At 62.6% G+C, this 15,481-nt stretch carries 16 protein-coding genes and 1 tRNA gene; 13 read left to right on the forward strand and 4 right to left on the reverse strand.

Going from position 1 to position 15,481, the window contains the following annotated elements; genetic code table 11:
• Window positions 1–42: 42 nt before the first annotated feature.
• The 4 genes from ribH to QQL76_RS13095 all read left to right on the forward strand — a co-directional run bounded on the left by ribH (window position 43) and on the right by QQL76_RS13095 (window position 4,645).
• A complete protein-coding gene (ribH, locus tag QQL76_RS13080) occupies window positions 43–501 on the forward strand; it encodes a 6,7-dimethyl-8-ribityllumazine synthase (protein ID WP_499208017.1) in 459 nt (152 codons plus the stop codon).
• Window positions 498–1,049 carry a transcription antitermination protein NusB gene (gene nusB, locus QQL76_RS13085; RefSeq protein ID WP_499208018.1) on the forward strand — a complete coding sequence of 184 codons (552 nt, stop codon included), beginning with the start codon at window positions 498–500 and terminating at the stop codon, window positions 1,047–1,049. Before ribH ends, nusB begins: the two co-directional genes overlap by 4 nt.
• 20 nt (window positions 1,050–1,069) lie before the next feature.
• Window positions 1,070–2,296, forward strand: a complete 1,227-nt coding sequence (locus QQL76_RS13090; RefSeq protein WP_499208370.1) for an MFS transporter — start codon at window positions 1,070–1,072, stop codon at window positions 2,294–2,296.
• Between the two features lie 210 nt (window positions 2,297–2,506).
• Window positions 2,507–4,645 (forward strand): sodium/proton-translocating pyrophosphatase, encoded by a 2,139-nt coding sequence (locus QQL76_RS13095; protein ID WP_499208019.1) that lies wholly within the window; start codon window positions 2,507–2,509, stop codon window positions 4,643–4,645.
• A gap of 75 nt (window positions 4,646–4,720) precedes the next feature.
• Here QQL76_RS13095 and QQL76_RS13100 read toward each other — a convergent pair whose 3' ends face one another.
• On the reverse strand, window positions 4,721–5,236 hold the full coding sequence (locus QQL76_RS13100) for an outer membrane protein assembly factor BamE (protein WP_499208020.1): 516 nt from the start codon (window positions 5,234–5,236) through the stop codon (window positions 4,721–4,723).
• A gap of 178 nt (window positions 5,237–5,414) precedes the next feature.
• On the opposite strand from QQL76_RS13100, the gene QQL76_RS13105 reads away from it, so the two are divergent.
• From QQL76_RS13105 to QQL76_RS13135, 7 genes are all read left to right on the forward strand, one after another.
• Window positions 5,415–5,981 carry a ubiquinol-cytochrome C chaperone family protein gene (locus QQL76_RS13105; RefSeq protein ID WP_499208021.1) on the forward strand — a complete coding sequence of 189 codons (567 nt, stop codon included), beginning with the start codon at window positions 5,415–5,417 and terminating at the stop codon, window positions 5,979–5,981.
• Window positions 5,978–6,532 (forward strand): DUF177 domain-containing protein, encoded by a 555-nt coding sequence (locus QQL76_RS13110; protein WP_499208022.1) that lies wholly within the window; start codon window positions 5,978–5,980, stop codon window positions 6,530–6,532. The genes QQL76_RS13105 and QQL76_RS13110 overlap by 4 nt, the downstream gene beginning before the upstream one ends.
• Window positions 6,533–6,686: 154 nt before the next feature.
• Window positions 6,687–7,739 carry a phosphate acyltransferase PlsX gene (gene plsX, locus QQL76_RS13115; protein WP_126010720.1) on the forward strand — a complete coding sequence of 351 codons (1,053 nt, stop codon included), beginning with the start codon at window positions 6,687–6,689 and terminating at the stop codon, window positions 7,737–7,739.
• 34 nt (window positions 7,740–7,773) lie between these two features.
• The gene (locus QQL76_RS13120; RefSeq protein ID WP_499208023.1) at window positions 7,774–8,745 is read left to right on the forward strand and encodes a beta-ketoacyl-ACP synthase III; all 972 of its coding nucleotides are present in this window, start codon (window positions 7,774–7,776) and stop codon (window positions 8,743–8,745) included.
• A gap of 117 nt (window positions 8,746–8,862) precedes the next feature.
• Window positions 8,863–9,198, forward strand: a complete 336-nt coding sequence (locus QQL76_RS13125; RefSeq protein ID WP_126010718.1) for an integration host factor subunit alpha — start codon at window positions 8,863–8,865, stop codon at window positions 9,196–9,198.
• 131 nt (window positions 9,199–9,329) lie between these two features.
• Complete coding sequence (locus QQL76_RS13130; protein ID WP_499208024.1) at window positions 9,330–9,851, forward strand: MerR family transcriptional regulator; 522 nt, start codon at window positions 9,330–9,332, stop codon at window positions 9,849–9,851.
• Window positions 9,852–9,965: 114 nt separating this feature from the next.
• Window positions 9,966–10,042 (forward strand) — tRNA-Pro (locus tag QQL76_RS13135).
• A gap of 14 nt (window positions 10,043–10,056) precedes the next feature.
• On the opposite strand, the gene hmuQ is transcribed toward QQL76_RS13135, so the two are convergent.
• A complete protein-coding gene (gene hmuQ / locus QQL76_RS13140; protein ID WP_499208025.1) occupies window positions 10,057–10,371 on the reverse strand; it encodes an antibiotic biosynthesis monooxygenase family protein in 315 nt (104 codons plus the stop codon).
• 200 nt (window positions 10,372–10,571) lie between these two features.
• On the opposite strand from hmuQ, the gene QQL76_RS13145 reads away from it, so the two are divergent.
• Together QQL76_RS13145 and QQL76_RS13150 are read left to right on the forward strand one after the other, a co-directional pair.
• A complete protein-coding gene (locus QQL76_RS13145; protein WP_499208026.1) occupies window positions 10,572–11,615 on the forward strand; it encodes an aldo/keto reductase in 1,044 nt (347 codons plus the stop codon).
• Window positions 11,616–11,631: 16 nt separating this feature from the next.
• Window positions 11,632–12,660, forward strand: a complete 1,029-nt coding sequence (locus tag QQL76_RS13150; RefSeq protein WP_499208371.1) for an AbrB family transcriptional regulator — start codon at window positions 11,632–11,634, stop codon at window positions 12,658–12,660.
• Here the strand turns inward: QQL76_RS13150 and QQL76_RS13155 are convergent.
• Window positions 12,602–13,810 (reverse strand): O-antigen ligase family protein, encoded by a 1,209-nt coding sequence (locus tag QQL76_RS13155; RefSeq protein WP_499208372.1) that lies wholly within the window; start codon window positions 13,808–13,810, stop codon window positions 12,602–12,604. The two genes, QQL76_RS13150 and QQL76_RS13155, sit on opposite strands and share 59 nt — an antisense overlap.
• A gap of 80 nt (window positions 13,811–13,890) precedes the next feature.
• Window positions 13,891–15,450 carry a sugar transferase gene (locus tag QQL76_RS13160; RefSeq protein ID WP_499208027.1) on the reverse strand — a complete coding sequence of 520 codons (1,560 nt, stop codon included), beginning with the start codon at window positions 15,448–15,450 and terminating at the stop codon, window positions 13,891–13,893.
• Window positions 15,451–15,481: the final 31 nt, after the last annotated feature.

Raw genomic sequence — 15,481 nt, forward strand, 5'->3', positions numbered from 1 at the left:
GACCCACACATCGCCGCATTCCGGCGCAAGGATACCCGTTTCATGGCGCAATCCGAGAAGCTTCATCTGTTGATCGTCGAGGCGCGTTTCTATGACGATCTCGCCGATGCCCTGCTCGAGGGCGCCAAGGCGGCTCTGGACGAAGCCGGCGCAACCTACGACCTCATCACCGTACCCGGTGCGTTGGAGATCCCGGCCGTCATCTCCATGGCGCTCGACGCGGCCGATGAAGGCGGCACCGATTATGACGGCTTCGTCGCACTCGGCACCGTCATCCGCGGCGAGACCTACCATTTCGAGATCGTGGCCAATGAATCGAGCCGTGCGCTGACCGATCTTGCTGTCGACGAGGCGCTCGCGATTGGCAACGGCATCCTGACCGTCGAGAACGACGAGCAGGCGTGGGTACGGGCACGCAAGCACGAGAAGGACAAAGGTGGTTTCGCAGCGCGCGCGGCGCTGACCATGATCGCCGTCAAGAACAGGCTGAACGCAGCGTGAGCGACAAGGACCGACAGGAACAGGTTTCAGGCCGCCCAGCCGGCGAGGTGAGACCCGCAAACCAGCGCGGCGCCGCACGCCTCGCTGCCGTGCAGGCGCTCTACCAGATGGACATTGCCGGCACCGGCGTGCTGGAAGTGATCGCCGAATACGAAAACCATCGCTTGGGCCGTGAGATCGACGGCGACACCTACCGGCAGGCGGATGCGGCATGGTTCCGCTCCATCGTGTCCGGCGTCGTGTCCGATCAGCGCAACCTCGATCCGCTGATCGCCTCGGCGCTCACGATGGATTGGCCGCTGTCGCGTCTTGATTCAACGCTGCGCGCGATCCTGCGTGCAGGAACGCTCGAACTGTCGACCCGCAAGGACGTGCCGGTCGCCGTGATCGTCACCGAATATGTCGATATCGCCCAGGCGTTCTATGTCGGCGAAGAGCCGAAGATCGTGAACGCTGTGCTCGACAGGCTCGCCCGCCAGTTGCGCGGCGACCGGTCACCTGCTCAAGGTGGACCGGCCAGTTCCGACAAGGCTCCGTCCTCCAAATGAGCGCATCTGCCCGTGATCACATGAGCGGGCAGGGCTCTTCGACAGCAAGAAGCGCGCGGATCAACGCCGTCGTTCTTGCGGCCGCGCAGGCGGTTGTGGGCGCTGCCGCCCCGATGACGATCTCCATGGGCGGCCTTGCGGGCTATTATCTTCTCGGCAGCGACAAATCGCTCGCGACGGCGCCGGTGACAGGATTCACGGTCGGATTGGCGCTCGGCGCCTTCGGTGCGGCGGCCATCATGCGGGTGACGGGGCGTCGGCTGGGCTTCATGGTCGGTGCCGCGTTCACCGCAGCCGGCGGCGCGCTCGCAGCGCTCGCCCTTTGGATCGGCTCCTTCTGGTTCTTCGCCTTCGCTCTGGCGATCATCGGCTGCGGCGGCGCCTTTGTGCAGCAATACCGCTTTGCTGCGGCCGACAATGCGCCTCCGCAGTTCAAGGCGCAGGCGATCTCCTGGGTGCTTGCCGGTGGGGTCTTCGCTGCCGTCATCGGTCCCCAAACGGTGATCTTCAGCCGGGAGATGTTCCCGACAGTCCCCTTCGCCGGCATCTTCGTAGCGATGATCGGGCTCGGCCTTCTTGGAGCGCTGATCCTGTCGTTGCTGCGCGAAAGCAAGGATGTCGTCGTCGACCCGGCGACGCAGTCGGCTGCCGATCGCCCGCGTCCCTTGCGCGACATCGTCTCACAGCGTCGCTTCGTCACCGCCATGGTGTGCGGGGTGGGCACCTACGCGCTGATGACCTTCATGATGACAGGCGCGCCGCTCGCCATGGTCGCCTGCGGCTTCTCGGCCGATCTCGCCACGCTCGGCATACAGTGGCACGTGATGGCGATGTTCGCTCCGAGCTTCTTCACCGGTCATCTCATCCGCCGGTTCGGAGAAGCGACCATCGTCGGCATCGGCCTCGCACTCTTGCTGGTCTGCGCCTTCATTGCCTTCATCGGCATCGAGCTTTGGAATTTCTGGCTGGCGCTCGTTCTGCTCGGAATCGGCTGGAACTTCGGCTTCATCGGCTCGACCGCCATGGTCACCGCCACGTACCGGCAATCGGAAAAGAACAAGGTGCAGGGCTTCCACGACGGCTTCCTGTTCTCGCTGGTGGCCGTGGCGTCGCTCGCCTCAGGCGGCGCGCTGAACCATTGGGGTTGGGAAGGCGTCTCGCTGGTCTTGGTGCCGATCGCGAGCCTCTGCCTCCTCGTGCTCGGGCTCCAGGTCGTGAGCGACAGGCAAAAGCAAGCCTCCGCCTGAAGCGCTAGCCGCGGCGGCCAAACCGCCTCGAGCGGCTGCAACTTATAACTTTCTCCTTATGTTCAATGCACTTGACCGGGCTTGACCGTAGGGCAATCATCCCGCCCACTGCGACCGAGCGTCGCAGAGCCCGAGTGGCTTGGCGATTCGGGAGGAAGGCGGCGTCGGGGACTCGAGGCGCCGAAAAGACCACCAGGAGGATTAAGAGGAATGAGCATTTTGATCGCCGTCATTGCTTGCGGCCTGCTTGCGATTGCCTACGCCATCTGGGCGACGCAATCGGTTCTCGCAGCCGACCAGGGCAATGCGCGCATGCAGGAAATTGCCGGTGCCATCCGCGAGGGCGCACAGGCCTATCTCTCCAGACAATATACGACCATCGCCATCGTCGGCGTCGTCGTCTTCGCCTTGACCTGGTGGCTTCTCGGGGCAACCGCCGCGGTCGGCTTCCTCATCGGCGCCGTGCTGTCCGGCGCAGCCGGTTTCATCGGCATGCATGTATCGGTGCGCGCCAACGTCCGCACCGCGCAGGCCGCTGCACACAGCCTGTCGGCCGGTCTCGACATCGCGTTCAAGTCCGGCGCCATCACGGGCATGCTCGTTGCCGGTCTCGCTCTGCTCGGCGTCGCCGTTTACTTCTTCATCCTGACTGCAATCATGGGCTTTGGTCCCGGCGACCGCGTGGTCATCGACGCGCTTGTTGCGCTTGGCTTCGGCGCATCGCTGATTTCGATCTTCGCCCGTCTCGGCGGCGGCATCTTCACCAAGGGTGCGGATGTCGGCGGCGATCTCGTCGGCAAGGTGGAAGCGGGGATCCCGGAAGACGATCCGCGCAATCCGGCAACGATCGCCGACAACGTCGGCGACAATGTCGGCGACTGCGCCGGCATGGCGGCTGACCTGTTCGAAACCTACGCGGTCACCATCGTCGCGACGATGGTGCTTGGCGCGATCTTCTTCGCCGGCACCGAGATTCTGGCAAGCGTGATGCTTTATCCGCTGGCGATCGGCGCTGCCTGCATCGTCACCTCCATCGTCGGCACGTTCTTCGTGCGTCTCGGTTCGAACGGCTCCATCATGGGCGCGCTCTACAAGGGCCTGCTCGTGACCGGGCTCCTGTCGATCATCGGACTTGGCGCCGCCACGTCACTGACCATCGGCTGGGGCTCGATCGGCCAGGTCGATGGCATGGACATCACCGGAACCAATTTGTTCCTGTGCGGCATCCTCGGTCTTGCCGTGACCGGCCTCATCGTCTGGATCACCGAATATTATACCGGCACCAACAAGCGGCCGGTCAATTCGATCGCCCAGGCATCCGTCACCGGCCACGGCACCAACGTCATCCAGGGGCTTGCCGTCTCACTGGAATCGACCGCACTGCCGGCGATCGTCATCGTCGCGGGCATCATCTCCACCTTCCAGCTCGGCGGCCTGCTGGGCACCGGTATCGCCGTCACGGCCATGCTCGGTATCGCCGGCATGATCGTGGCGCTCGATGCCTTCGGCCCGGTCACCGACAATGCTGGCGGCATCGCAGAAATGTCCGGCCTGCCGCCGGAAGTCCGCCGCTCCACGGATGCGCTCGACGCGGTCGGCAACACCACGAAGGCGGTCACCAAGGGCTATGCGATCGGATCGGCGGGCCTCGGCGCGCTCGTCCTTTTCGCTGCTTATTCCAATGACCTGGAGTTCTTCGCGGCGAATTCGGAGCAATATCCGTACTTCGCCGACATGGGAGATATCTCGTTCTCGCTCTCGAATCCCTACGTGGTCGCCGGCCTGATCTTCGGCGGTCTCATCCCCTATCTCTTTGGTGGCATCGCAATGACGGCCGTAGGCCGGGCTGCGGGCTCCATCGTGGAAGAGGTGCGGCGCCAGTTCCGCGAGGATCCGGGCATCATGGCCGGCACGTCCAAGCCGAACTATGCCCGCGCGGTCGACCTTCTGACCAAGGCCGCCATCCGGGAAATGATCATCCCGTCTCTGCTGCCGGTGCTCGCCCCGCTCGTCGTCTATTTCGGCGTGCTCTTGATCTCCGGATCGAAGGCCTCGGCATTTGCGGCGCTTGGCGCATCTCTGCTCGGCGTCATCGTCAACGGCCTGTTCGTTGCCATCTCCATGACGTCCGGCGGTGGCGCATGGGACAATGCCAAGAAGTCCTTCGAGGATGGGTTCATCGACAAGGACGGCGTCAAGCACGTCAAGGGGTCGGACGCTCACAAGGCATCGGTGACCGGCGATACGGTCGGCGATCCCTACAAGGATACGGCCGGACCGGCCGTCAACCCGGCGATCAAGATCACCAACATCGTGGCGCTGCTGCTTCTGGCAGTCCTCGCCCACTGATCCTGATTACAGTCAAAGAAAAAGGCTCCGGGGTCGCCCTCGGAGCCTCTTATAATTGTGAACTTCAGCGCCCCGTCAGTAGGGGTTGCCGTCGCTCGTCTGGCCGAACGGGTTCGGTATCGCGCCGCCGCCTTCGCCGGGACCAGCAAGCAACTGACCGAGGAAGGTGAGATCGCGGCCGCCGGTTGGCGTCGTGCGCGAGATCAGGTCGAACACGCGACCATCCTGCAAGGTGTAATTGGCGATCTGGCGAACTGTGCCTTCTGACGTGAAATAGACCGCGAGCACGCGCTGATCGACGAGGCGCGGCTTCATGAAGGCGACGGGACGGCTGCGCGTCTGCGAGATGTAGTAGAAGACCTCGTCATTGTCGAAGGTCGCGGTCGTGGACGGCGTGCCGAGCGAAAGGAGAACCTGTTCGCGGCTGGAGCCGACCGGCACCAGGGCCAGCGTGTCCTCGTCGAGCACGTAGCCCTGCTTCAGAACTTCCGATGTCGAGCAACCCGAGACGACCATGGCGCCAGACAGTGCGACAACCGCCACACCGGCACGCAGGATCGTACCGCCATACTTGAAATACCGTCGCGTCAACGACATCTCCCTTCATGATCCTGTCACTGCAAGAATTGCCGGCGACAGTGTGCGGCGCAGTGTTGGCCACCGCAGCCCATTTGCTTTTCAGGCTCGCTTCGGTAAACCAGCCGCCGTTGAGTTGCAACATGCCCGAGGCGGGCACGGCTCCTTGAGAAACCGAGACCTGGGCGATTTGATGATTTTTTCGCTATTCGGCCGCAGAAAGACCAACCAGCGCGTCGTCGACGATACCTATGTGCATCTGACCGAAGCGGCACGTCAGCCGCTCTTCTATGAGCGCTTTGGCGTGCCCGACACGGTCATGGGCCGTTTCGAGATGGTGGCGGTGCATATGGTGCTGTTCCTGCGTCGTGCCGGCCAGGCGGACGGACCACTTCGCGCCTTTACCCAGGAGATGGTCGACACCTTCTTCCAGGACATCGACCATTCGATCCGGGAGATCGGCATCGGCGATACCGGCGTGCCAAAGCGCATGAAGAAATTCGCCAAGATGTTCTACGGCCGTGTCGAATCCTACAGTGTGGCGCTCAACGCGGGCGACCGGGTGGCCCTGTCGGAAGCATTGTCGCGCAACGTCCATCCGACGTTCCCGTTCTCGCGCGATAGCGCCGAGGGACGGGGCATGCACGCTTTGGCCGATCATCTGGTTGCGCTGGAGGCGCATCTCGCCGGTCAGCCCGATGGCTCGATCATGGACGGGCGTCTGTCCTTCGTCGTGCCGGAAGTGAGGGAGGCCGTATGAGAGACCCCGTTCAGCCATTTTCGTTCGCCGTCAAGGTCGGCCATGTTTCGGCCAACCCGATCACCGTCCACATGGAGGCGGATGAGCGGGAACGTGCTGCCCTGGCCCAGACATGGGGCGTTCTCTCCGTCAGCGCATTCTCCGCAGACTTTTCCGTGGTGCGCTGGAAGCGCGACGGCATCCGCCTGTTCGGCACGGTGCATGCCGTGCTGGAGCAGGCATGCGTGGTGACGCTCGAGCCGATCGAGCAGACTATCGAGGAAGAGATCGAAGTGCTCTTCGTGCCGGAAGGCTCGAAACTCGCCCGCAATGAAGTCGTCAATGGCGAGTTGGTCATCGATGCGGACGCGCCCGATCTGCCCGAAGTGTTCACCGGTGACACGATCGACGCAGGCGCAGTTGCGGCCGAATATGCCGCGATGTCGATCGACCAGTATCCGCGAAAGCCAGGCGCCGAGTTCGTCGAGCATATCGAAAGCGACGGCCAGGAAGGCGACGGCAAACCATCGCCATTCGCAGTATTGAAGGGCTGGAAAAGCGACAGCCAGTAAAACGAACAGCGCCACGCGGAGCGATCTCCCGGCGCTCATTCTGGTGATGTCGTCTCTTTTTCGTCCCGGTCGAGTTGTGTGACGGCGCAAAAACAGTATTTTCGGCCCCGCTCAGGAGCCGTTCGGCCCCCGAAAGCAGATTGGACGAGATAGCGTGATTACAGTTTCCCTCGATGCGATGGGCGGCGACGAAGGCCCTGCGGTGGTCATTCCGGGCGCTGCAAAGGCTCTCGAGCGCTATCCAGACGTGCGGTTCATCATCTACGGGATCGAATCGCAGTGCCTTCCGGTTCTGGAGCGCTTTCCGAAATTGCAGGCGGCAAGCCGGTTCGAAGCTTGTGAGATCGCAGTTCGAATGGACGACAAGCCGAGCCAGGCGCTCCGCAAGGGCCGCTGGCGCTCCTCCATGTGGAAGGCGATCGAGGCGGTAAAAAGCGGAGAGGCCGATGTCTGCGTCTCGGCCGGCAACACCGGCGCTTTGATGGCGATGTCCAAATTCTGCCTGCGCACCATGGCCAACATCGAACGTCCCGCCATTGCGGCGATCTGGCCGACGCTCAAAGGCGAGAGCATCGTGCTCGACGTCGGAGCGACAGTCGGCGCAGATGCCCAGCAGCTGATCGATTTCTCCGTCATGGGTGCGGCCATGGCCCGCGCGCTCTTCGGCGTGAAGCGGCCGACTGTTGGCCTCCTCAACATCGGTGTCGAGGAAATCAAGGGCCAGGAAGAAGTGAAGGAAGCAGGCCGGCTCCTGCGCGAGGCCAAGTTCCTCGATCTCGACTATCACGGCTTCGTGGAAGGCGACGATCTCGGCAAGGGCATCGTCGATGTCGTGGTGACCGAAGGCTTTGCCGGCAACATCGCGCTGAAAACCGCTGAAGGCACGGCGCGCCAGATCGCGTCCTACCTGAAATCTGCCATGTCGCGCACGTGGCGAGCAAAGATCGGCTACATGTTCGCCCGCGATGCTTTTCAGCGGCTGAAGGAGAAGATGGATCCGCGCCGCGGCAATGGCGGTGTGTTTCTCGGCCTCAACGGAATCGTGATCAAAAGCCATGGCGGTACCGACGTGGAAGGCTTCGCGGCTGCCGTCGAAGTCGGGCTCGACATGGCGCGCAACGATCTGCGCAAGAAGATCGAAGCGGATTTGAACCTCTATCACGCGCGCCGGGCGCCGGCGCTGGCACGGGCCGAAGCCGCGATTTGACGCGGCGTCCATCTCTGCCGGAACGGGAAATTTGATGATCAGAACAGTCGTCCGGGGCGTTGGTTGTGCATTGCCCAAGCGCATCATGCAGAACCGTGATTTCGAAAATGTGGTCGATACCAGCGACGAGTGGATCGTCCAGCGCACCGGCATTCGCCAGCGTCACATCGCAGGCGAGGGCGAAACGACGGCATCGCTCGGTGAAGCGGCCGCACGGGCTGCGCTCGACAATGCGGGGCTGACACCCGACGACATCGACTTGATCATCCTGGCCACCTCGACACCGGACAACACGTTCCCTGCGACGGCCGTCAACATCCAGGCACGCCTTGGCATGACGCATGGCGCAGCCTTCGACGTTCAGGCCGTCTGCACGGGCTTCGTCTATGCGCTCACGACAGCCGATCTCTACATCAAGGGCGGGATGGCACGCCGCGCTCTCGTCATCGGCGCCGAAACCTTTTCGCGCCTGCTCGACTGGAACGACCGCACGACCTGCGTGCTCTTTGGAGATGGCGCCGGCGCGCTCGTCGTCGAGGCCGCGGAAGGCGAGGGCACGGTTGCCGATCGCGGCATTCTGACGACCCACCTGCGCTCCGACGGTTCCCACAAGGAAAAGCTCTATGTCGACGGTGGACCGTCCTCCACCGGCACCGTCGGCCATCTGCGCATGGAGGGCCGCGAGGTCTTCAAGCATGCGGTGGGCATGATCACCGATGTCATCGAGGCTTCCTACGAATCCACCGGCCTGTCCTCGGAAGATCTCGACTGGTTCGTTCCCCATCAGGCCAATGTGCGTATCATCGACGCGTCGGCCAAGAAGCTCGGCATCGCGCCGGAGAAGGTCGTCATCACCGTCGATCGTCACGGCAACACATCTGCCGCCTCCATCCCGCTGGCACTCGCGACGGCTGCAGCCGATGGCCGCATCAAGAAGGGCGATCTCGTCCTGCTTGAGGCCATGGGCGGCGGCTTCACCTGGGGTGCTGTCCTCGTTCGCTGGTGATCGGCGCCCGCTCCAAAAGCATCAGGCGTGCTTCCTTGACGCGTCGCTCAAAGGCCAATAATCTCAATTCATTGGAACGTGTTTTGACATTCGTTTTCGACATTTCGGAACGGGATTATGAGCGGAAAAACGATTACCAGAGCTGACCTGGCCGAGTCCGTATTCCGCAAGGTGGGCCTTTCCAGAACCGAATCTGCCGCCTTGGTCGAGATGGTCATCGAAGAAGTCTGCAACGCCATCGTGCGGGGGGAGACTGTCAAGCTGTCGTCCTTCGCGACGTTCCAGGTTCGCGACAAGAACGAGCGTGTCGGTCGGAACCCCAAGACTGGCGAGGAAGTGCCGATCTCGCCGCGCCGCGTCATGACCTTCAAGGCTTCGAACGTACTGAAGCAGCGCGTGTTGAAGACCCACCGCGTTCGCCAGACCGGACAGAAGATCGCTTCCACCGCCTGACCGGCGAAGGTCGCTCCCCCGAATTCTGTGCACCACATGCGCCCGGGGCTTGAAATAAGTCCCACAAGCGATTGAAATGCATGCCATTAGGCCCCCTCGATGTGGTGCTCCTCGTTGCGACGGAGGTTGGCATGGAAAAAAGTCCGGACGCGTTTCGCACGATCAGCGAGGTCGCAGACGACCTCGATCTGCCCCAGCACGTCCTGCGGTTCTGGGAAACCCGGTTCACCCAGATCAAGCCGATGAAGCGGGGTGGCGGGCGGCGTTATTACCGGCCCGACGATATCGAGCTTCTCAAGGGCATCCGCCATCTGCTCTACGATCAGGGTTACACCATCAAAGGCGTGCAGAAGCTTCTGAAGCAGAACGGCCCGAAATTCGTCATCGCTGTCGGCAATGGCGATGTCGCGTCGATGGAGGCGCTGACTGCCGAAGCCGCAACCAATGCGCCGAGCATCGAGGTTGCCGAGCCGGATCAGGTCATCGGCCGCCCCAAAGTGCCGACAGGTCGCCGATTGTTCGGCTTCGGCGGCGAGGGCGACAAGGCTGCGGCGACTGATGGCGCTGCGCTGTCGAAGGAAAACAAGGCGCTGTTGCAGGAGGCGCTGTACGATCTCCTGGAATGCAAACGCCTTCTGGACCAGGTTCGGTAACCCATCGGCCGAGCGGCGCGCCGACCCATGAAATTGCGCTTGGAATTGCGCGGGGGCGGGCTTGCCTTGATCGCGGTGAACGACTAGACAGTCCGAGCCTTCACGAAGGCAGGTCGGAGCGTAGCGCAGCCCGGTAGCGCACTTGACTGGGGGTCAAGGGGTCGTGGGTTCGAATCCCGCCGCTCCGACCATTCTCCCCCAAAATTCATGCCCCCTCGACAATCGTAAAGCCCTCGAACTGCGGCGGGCCGAGATACTCGGCTTTCGTGTCGCCGGCATTGCGATGTGCCTGGCGGAACGCGTCGGACTTCGTCCAGTCCTTGAACGCCGCTTCGGACGCCCAGACCGTGTGCGAGGCGAAAAGCGTGTAACCCTCATCCTCATGGACTGGCCCGCGCAGGAGATGGAACTCCTTGAAGCCCGGCACGTCTGCCAGCGACGAACTTCGATTCTTCCAGATATCCTCGAACGCCGTTTCCGACCCGGACTTCACCTTGAAGCGGTTCATGGCAATGAACATGCGATCTCCTGTTCCAGTTGGCACGGAATGGAACATGGCGCTGCCGGGCCGCTGGATCAACCGCACCTACGCGGCAACCGGCGCAAGGAATGAGTGCCTCCGCCACCCAAGGGGTTGAAAAAGCGGTGGCGGCTGGTCAAGAAGAGAACTGCCGGTGGCGGCCGCCGCATGGCTTTTCACGACAAGCATGAGGATGCGCGATGATCTACCGCAAGCTCGGTCGCACCGATATTGACGTCAGTGCCATCTGTCTCGGCTCGATGACCTGGGGCACGCAAAACAGCGAGGCTGAGGCACACGAGCAGCTCGATTACGCGGTGGAGCAGGGCGTCAATTTCATCGACACCGCGGAGATGTACCCAACGAACCCAATGTCGAAGGAGACGATGGGCGACACCGAGCGCTTCATCGGCAGCTGGCTCGCGCGCTCCGGCCGCCGCTCGGATGTGGTGATCGCCTCGAAGATTACCGGGCCGGGCAGGGACTATGTGCGCGGTGGTCGCAAGATCGATCGCGCCGGCATTCTGGAGGCCGTGGACGAGAGCCTGAAGCGCCTGCAGACGGATTACATCGATCTCTATCAGCTCCACTGGCCAAACCGTGGCTCCTATCATTTCCGCCAGTCCTGGAGCTTCGATCCCTCGAAGCAGGACAGGCAGCAGGCGCAGGATGACATCACCGAAGCACTGCATGCGCTGGACGAGGTGGTGAAGGCCGGCAAGGTGCGCCATGTCGGGCTGTCGAACGAAAGCGCATGGGGCACGGCGCAATATCTGAAGATCGCTGAAGCGAGCGGCCTGCCCCGCGTGCAGTCGATCCAGAACGAATACAGCCTGATGCAGCGCATCTTCGATCTCGATCTTGGCGAGCTTGCCCATCACGACAATGTCGGCCTGCTTGCCTATTCGCCGCTCGCCGCGGGCCTTCTCACAGGCAAATACCAGGGTGACGTGACGCCAGCCGGCACACGCCGCGCGGCAACGCCGGATCTCGGTGGCCGCATTGGCGAAATTTCGTTTGCCGTCGTCGAGGAATATCTCGCGGTTGCGCGCAAGCACGAGCTCGATCCATCCCAAATGGCGCTCGCCTTCTGTCTAACCCGGCCCTTCATGACGTCCGTGATCATCGGCGCGACGACGATGACACAGCTGCGCACCAACATCGCCTCCGTCGACGTGACGCTCGGCGACGATGTGCTGGAAGACATCCAGGCCGTGTATCGGCGCTACCCGGTGCCGATGTGAGCCACACCTGGTGACCATGCGGCAGATCAGCGATACGGCGATCATCCTCGCGATCGCCGCTGTCGGAGCGGCCATCGCCTCGCTGATCGGCTTCCCGGCGCCGTTTCTGACCGGCCCGGCTGCGGCGGTGTCGCTCGCGGGCGTTGCCGGGGCAAAGCTCAACCTGCCGATGCCGCTCGTCAATTTCGCGCTCATCATGATCGGCATGAGCATCGGGACTGGTGTGACCCCGGAGGTCATCGACACCGCGCGCCAGTGGCCGGCGAGCTTCATCGTGTTGGCACTCAGCCTCGTCGTCATCATGATCGCGACGAGCCGCTATCTGATGCGGGCTCACGGCTATGATCGAAACACGGCGCTGCTGTCGGCGGCGCCCGGCCATTTGTCCTATGTCCTGTCGCTGTCGTCCGACCTCGATGCCGATATCCGCAAGGTCAGCATCGTCCAGTCGATCCGTGTTCTGGCGATCACGCTCATCATCCCGGTCGCGATCACCGCAATGGGCGGCAGCACCAATCTGCCCGGCACGGCGCTTGCGACGATGGAGCCGCTCGCTATCGCACTGATCTTCGTCGCTTCATTGGCTGCAGGCATGCTGTTCAAGAAGCTGCAGGTTCCGGCAGCACTTCTCATCGGCGGCATGGTGATTTCGACCTTCACCCATCTCACCGGCATCGTGTCCGGCGTCATGCCGAATTGGCTTCAGATGCCGGCCTTCCTGGTGATGGGGGCTATGATCGGGTCGCGCTTCTCAGGCGTGACGCCACAGATGCTGAAGAGTTCGGTCACGGCAGGTTTCGCCATCACCGTGCTGGCGACTGCGCTCGCCGGAGCGTTTGCGGCCATCATCGCGATCTCGCTCGGCCTGCCGATGACGCAGGTGCTGATCGCCTTCGTGCCGGGTGGGGTGGAGGCAATGGTGGCGATGGCGGTGCTGCTCGACGCGGATCCGGCCTTCGTGGCCGCCCATCACGTCATGCGGCTCTTCATCCTGACCGCGCTGGTGCCGCTGCTGCTCGGGCGCCAGAAGAAGCCGCAGACCTGACGCGTTCGCGCTGATACCGAGCCTCCAAGGCAAAGCATCCCCAGAGAATACCGAGCAGTAGATAGAAATGGCGCCAGTGATCCGTATCGATCACGGTGCCGATAAGGATATGCCCGAAGAAGACGATGTAGGTCGTCAGCAAAAAGGGCTGCCATGGCCGGTCGCGCAGCAGGTAACGGAAGCCGAGCGTCAGCGTCCAGATCATCAGGCCGAGATAGGTGACGAAGCCGAGCCAGCCATAGTCCATCAGCGCCTTCAGCCAGATATTGTGCGTGTCCTCACCATATATCGTGCCGAAGACGACGGCGCCGACGCCGAGTGGCTTCTCCATGGCCAGGATGAAGCCGATCTTGTGGCGTTCGAATCGGCCGAAGCGCGCGCCGTCATAGTCCTGCACGAGCTGTGCGCGCACCGTGAAGAGATCGGACACCGCATCGAACTGCAGCGCCACAGCGAGCGCGCCGATCATCGCGAGGATCGCGCAAAGCGCCAGCGTGAAGATCCGCAGCCGGAACTTGGCGCTCTGCGAGCTGATCAGCATGGCAAAGACCATGATCACGATGCTGACCGCGTAGAGCCCCCAGGCGGCGCGCGAGAAGGACAGGAAGATCGCAAAGGTCAAAATGAGGAGGGCACCGAGTGTCAGCGGTGCGGCCGTGATCTTGCCGGTCAGCAGGCTGTGAATGAGATAGAGCGCCGGCAGCACGAGATAGGGGCCGAAGACGTTCGGGTCCTGGAAGGCGCCGCGCGCGCGATCGTAGAGCGTGAACATCTCAGCGCCGGGGATCGCGCCGAAATAGCCGAGAATGCCGAGCATGGCCGTTGCCAGCGCGCCGCAGACATAGGCGAGAAAGATCAGCTTCAGCCGGCGATGGTCGGCCTCGATGATCACTGCAAAGAAGATCGACGTCAGCGCCAAGAACAGCGACACCGCCATGTAAAGCGGCCCGCCTTCCAGATTGGCCATCTGGGTCAGCGCGATCAGTCCGCCGACATTGAAGAGGATCAGCAGCACGATCAGCGGCATGATCGCGCGCGACAGGGATATGCCGAAGACGGCCCAGAGCCCGATCAGGCCGACCATGAAGAGTTCGTAAGGCGCCGGTTCGTTGATAACGAAACCGGAGAGGAACACGCCAAACGCCACCATCGCCGCACCGACGATACGAAATGAATGAGATACCGGCGCAGAGGCCGGCCTGAACGTCTCATGGGCGTGGCCGACGAGGCTCAATAGGCGTTCTCCGTATTGAGCAGGCGCAGCGGTGTCAGGAACAGGATCTTGAGGTCGAGGAAGAGCGACCAGTTCTCGATATAGTAGAGATCGTAGGCCGTGCGCTGCTTGATCTTCTCGTCGCTGTCGATCTCGCCGCGCCAGCCATTGATCTGCGCCCAGCCGGTCACGCCTGGCTTCACGCGATGACGGGCGAAGTAACCATCGACCACCTCGACGAAGAGCCGGTCGCGGGTCTGCGCCATCACGGCATGGGGGCGGGGGCCCACGAGCGATAGACTGCCTTTGAGCACGTTGAAGAGCTGCGGCAGTTCGTCGATCGACGTGCGGCGGATAAAACGGCCGACAGGCGTCACGCGCGGATCATTCTTGGTGACGGCGAGCAGGGCGGTCGGGTCGCTCATCTCCGTGTACATCGACCGGAACTTGAAGACCTCGACTTCCTCGTTGTTGAAGCCATGGCGCTTCTGCTTGAAGAGAATCGGACCCTTCGACGTCGTCTTCACCGCGATCGCGGCTCCAAGCATCACCGGCCAGAGAACCAGGAGCGCACCCAGCGAGAAGCAGATGTCGAAGATGCGCTTGGCAACCGAATCCCAATCGCGGATCGGTCGATCGAAGATATCGAGCATCGGCACGTCGCCGACATAGGAATAGGAACGCGGCCGGAAGCGGAGCTTGTTTGTGTGGGCGGCCAGTCGGATATCGAGCGGCAGCACCCACAGCCGCTTCAACAGTTGCAGAACGCGCGCCTCCGCCGTGATCGGCAGCGCGATGATGAGCATGTCGATGCGCGCGCGGCGGGCGAAGTCCACGAGATCTGTCGTATTGCCGAGCTTCGGATAGCCGGCGACCATGCTTGGCGAACGGGCCTCGTCGCGATCGTCGAAGAGGCCGCATATGCGGATATCGTTGTTCGGCTGCTGCTCGATCTGGCGAATGAGGGTCTTGGCGGTCTCTCCGCCGCCGACGATGACGGCGCGCCGTTCCATCGTGCCATCGCGTGCCCAGCGCTTGATGGCGAAGGCGGTGAACTGGCGGCTGACGAAGAGGAACGCGCAGCCGAAGAGGAACCAGCCCGCGATCCAGAGGCGCGAGAATTCCTCGCCGATCTTGAGAAAAAAGGCAGCCACCGCCATGATCGCGATCGTCGCGCACCAGGCGATCAAAGCGCGCTTGAGCGTTCGTATTGGCGTTCTGAGCGCCGGAACCTGATAGGCGTCGGCCGCTTGGATGAGGAAAACGGCAAGCAGGGAGCCGATGAGGATGGATGTCGGGTAGCTGATCGCGAAGGCTTCCTGCGGCAGCACGTAGATCAGATAGATGCCCATGGCGCCCAGAAAGAGCCCGGCGAATTCGAACAGGCGCAGGAGCCCGACGATCATGCGCGGCGAATAGCTTTCTTCGCGCAGCTGCGAAGCAATCTGGTCAGCCAGCCGTCGAGTTTCCTCAGATACGCTTGCCCCAGGCGCTGCTGTCGGCCCGGCTTCGTTGCTGGAGAGCTGCTCGCGAAGCGCCTGCGGGTCGAACAGCGGGGCACGTTTCTCGTTCTTCATGAGCGCACGGACCTCTTCATCGATCCACAAC

This window comes from Rhizobium albus, from assembly GCA_030160035.1.
Lineage (GTDB): Bacteria > Pseudomonadota > Alphaproteobacteria > Rhizobiales > Rhizobiaceae > Georhizobium > Georhizobium albus.

Bases quoted from the DNA above. Each gene is read 5' to 3' on its own strand.
- hmuQ (WP_499208025.1), bottom strand. From the start codon at position 10,371: ATGTTCATTGCCATGAACCGCTTCAAGGTGAAGTCCGGGTCGGAAACG.
- QQL76_RS13110 (WP_499208022.1), top strand. From the start codon at position 5,978: ATGAGAGACCCCGTTCAGCCATTTTCGTTCGCCGTCAAGGTCGGCCAT.
- QQL76_RS13130 (WP_499208024.1), top strand. From the start codon at position 9,330: ATGGAAAAAAGTCCGGACGCGTTTCGCACGATCAGCGAGGTCGCAGAC.
- QQL76_RS13105 (WP_499208021.1), top strand. From the start codon at position 5,415: ATGATTTTTTCGCTATTCGGCCGCAGAAAGACCAACCAGCGCGTCGTC.
- QQL76_RS13120 (WP_499208023.1), top strand. From the start codon at position 7,774: ATGATCAGAACAGTCGTCCGGGGCGTTGGTTGTGCATTGCCCAAGCGC.
- QQL76_RS13095 (WP_499208019.1), top strand. From the start codon at position 2,507: ATGAGCATTTTGATCGCCGTCATTGCTTGCGGCCTGCTTGCGATTGCC.
- QQL76_RS13160 (WP_499208027.1), bottom strand. From the start codon at position 15,450: ATGAAGAACGAGAAACGTGCCCCGCTGTTCGACCCGCAGGCGCTTCGC.
- ribH (WP_499208017.1), top strand. From the start codon at position 43: ATGGCGCAATCCGAGAAGCTTCATCTGTTGATCGTCGAGGCGCGTTTC.
- QQL76_RS13090 (WP_499208370.1), top strand. From the start codon at position 1,070: ATGAGCGGGCAGGGCTCTTCGACAGCAAGAAGCGCGCGGATCAACGCC.
- QQL76_RS13125 (WP_126010718.1), top strand. From the start codon at position 8,863: ATGAGCGGAAAAACGATTACCAGAGCTGACCTGGCCGAGTCCGTATTC.
- QQL76_RS13145 (WP_499208026.1), top strand. From the start codon at position 10,572: ATGATCTACCGCAAGCTCGGTCGCACCGATATTGACGTCAGTGCCATC.
- QQL76_RS13150 (WP_499208371.1), top strand. From the start codon at position 11,632: ATGCGGCAGATCAGCGATACGGCGATCATCCTCGCGATCGCCGCTGTC.
- QQL76_RS13155 (WP_499208372.1), bottom strand. From the start codon at position 13,810: ATGGTGGCGTTTGGCGTGTTCCTCTCCGGTTTCGTTATCAACGAACCG.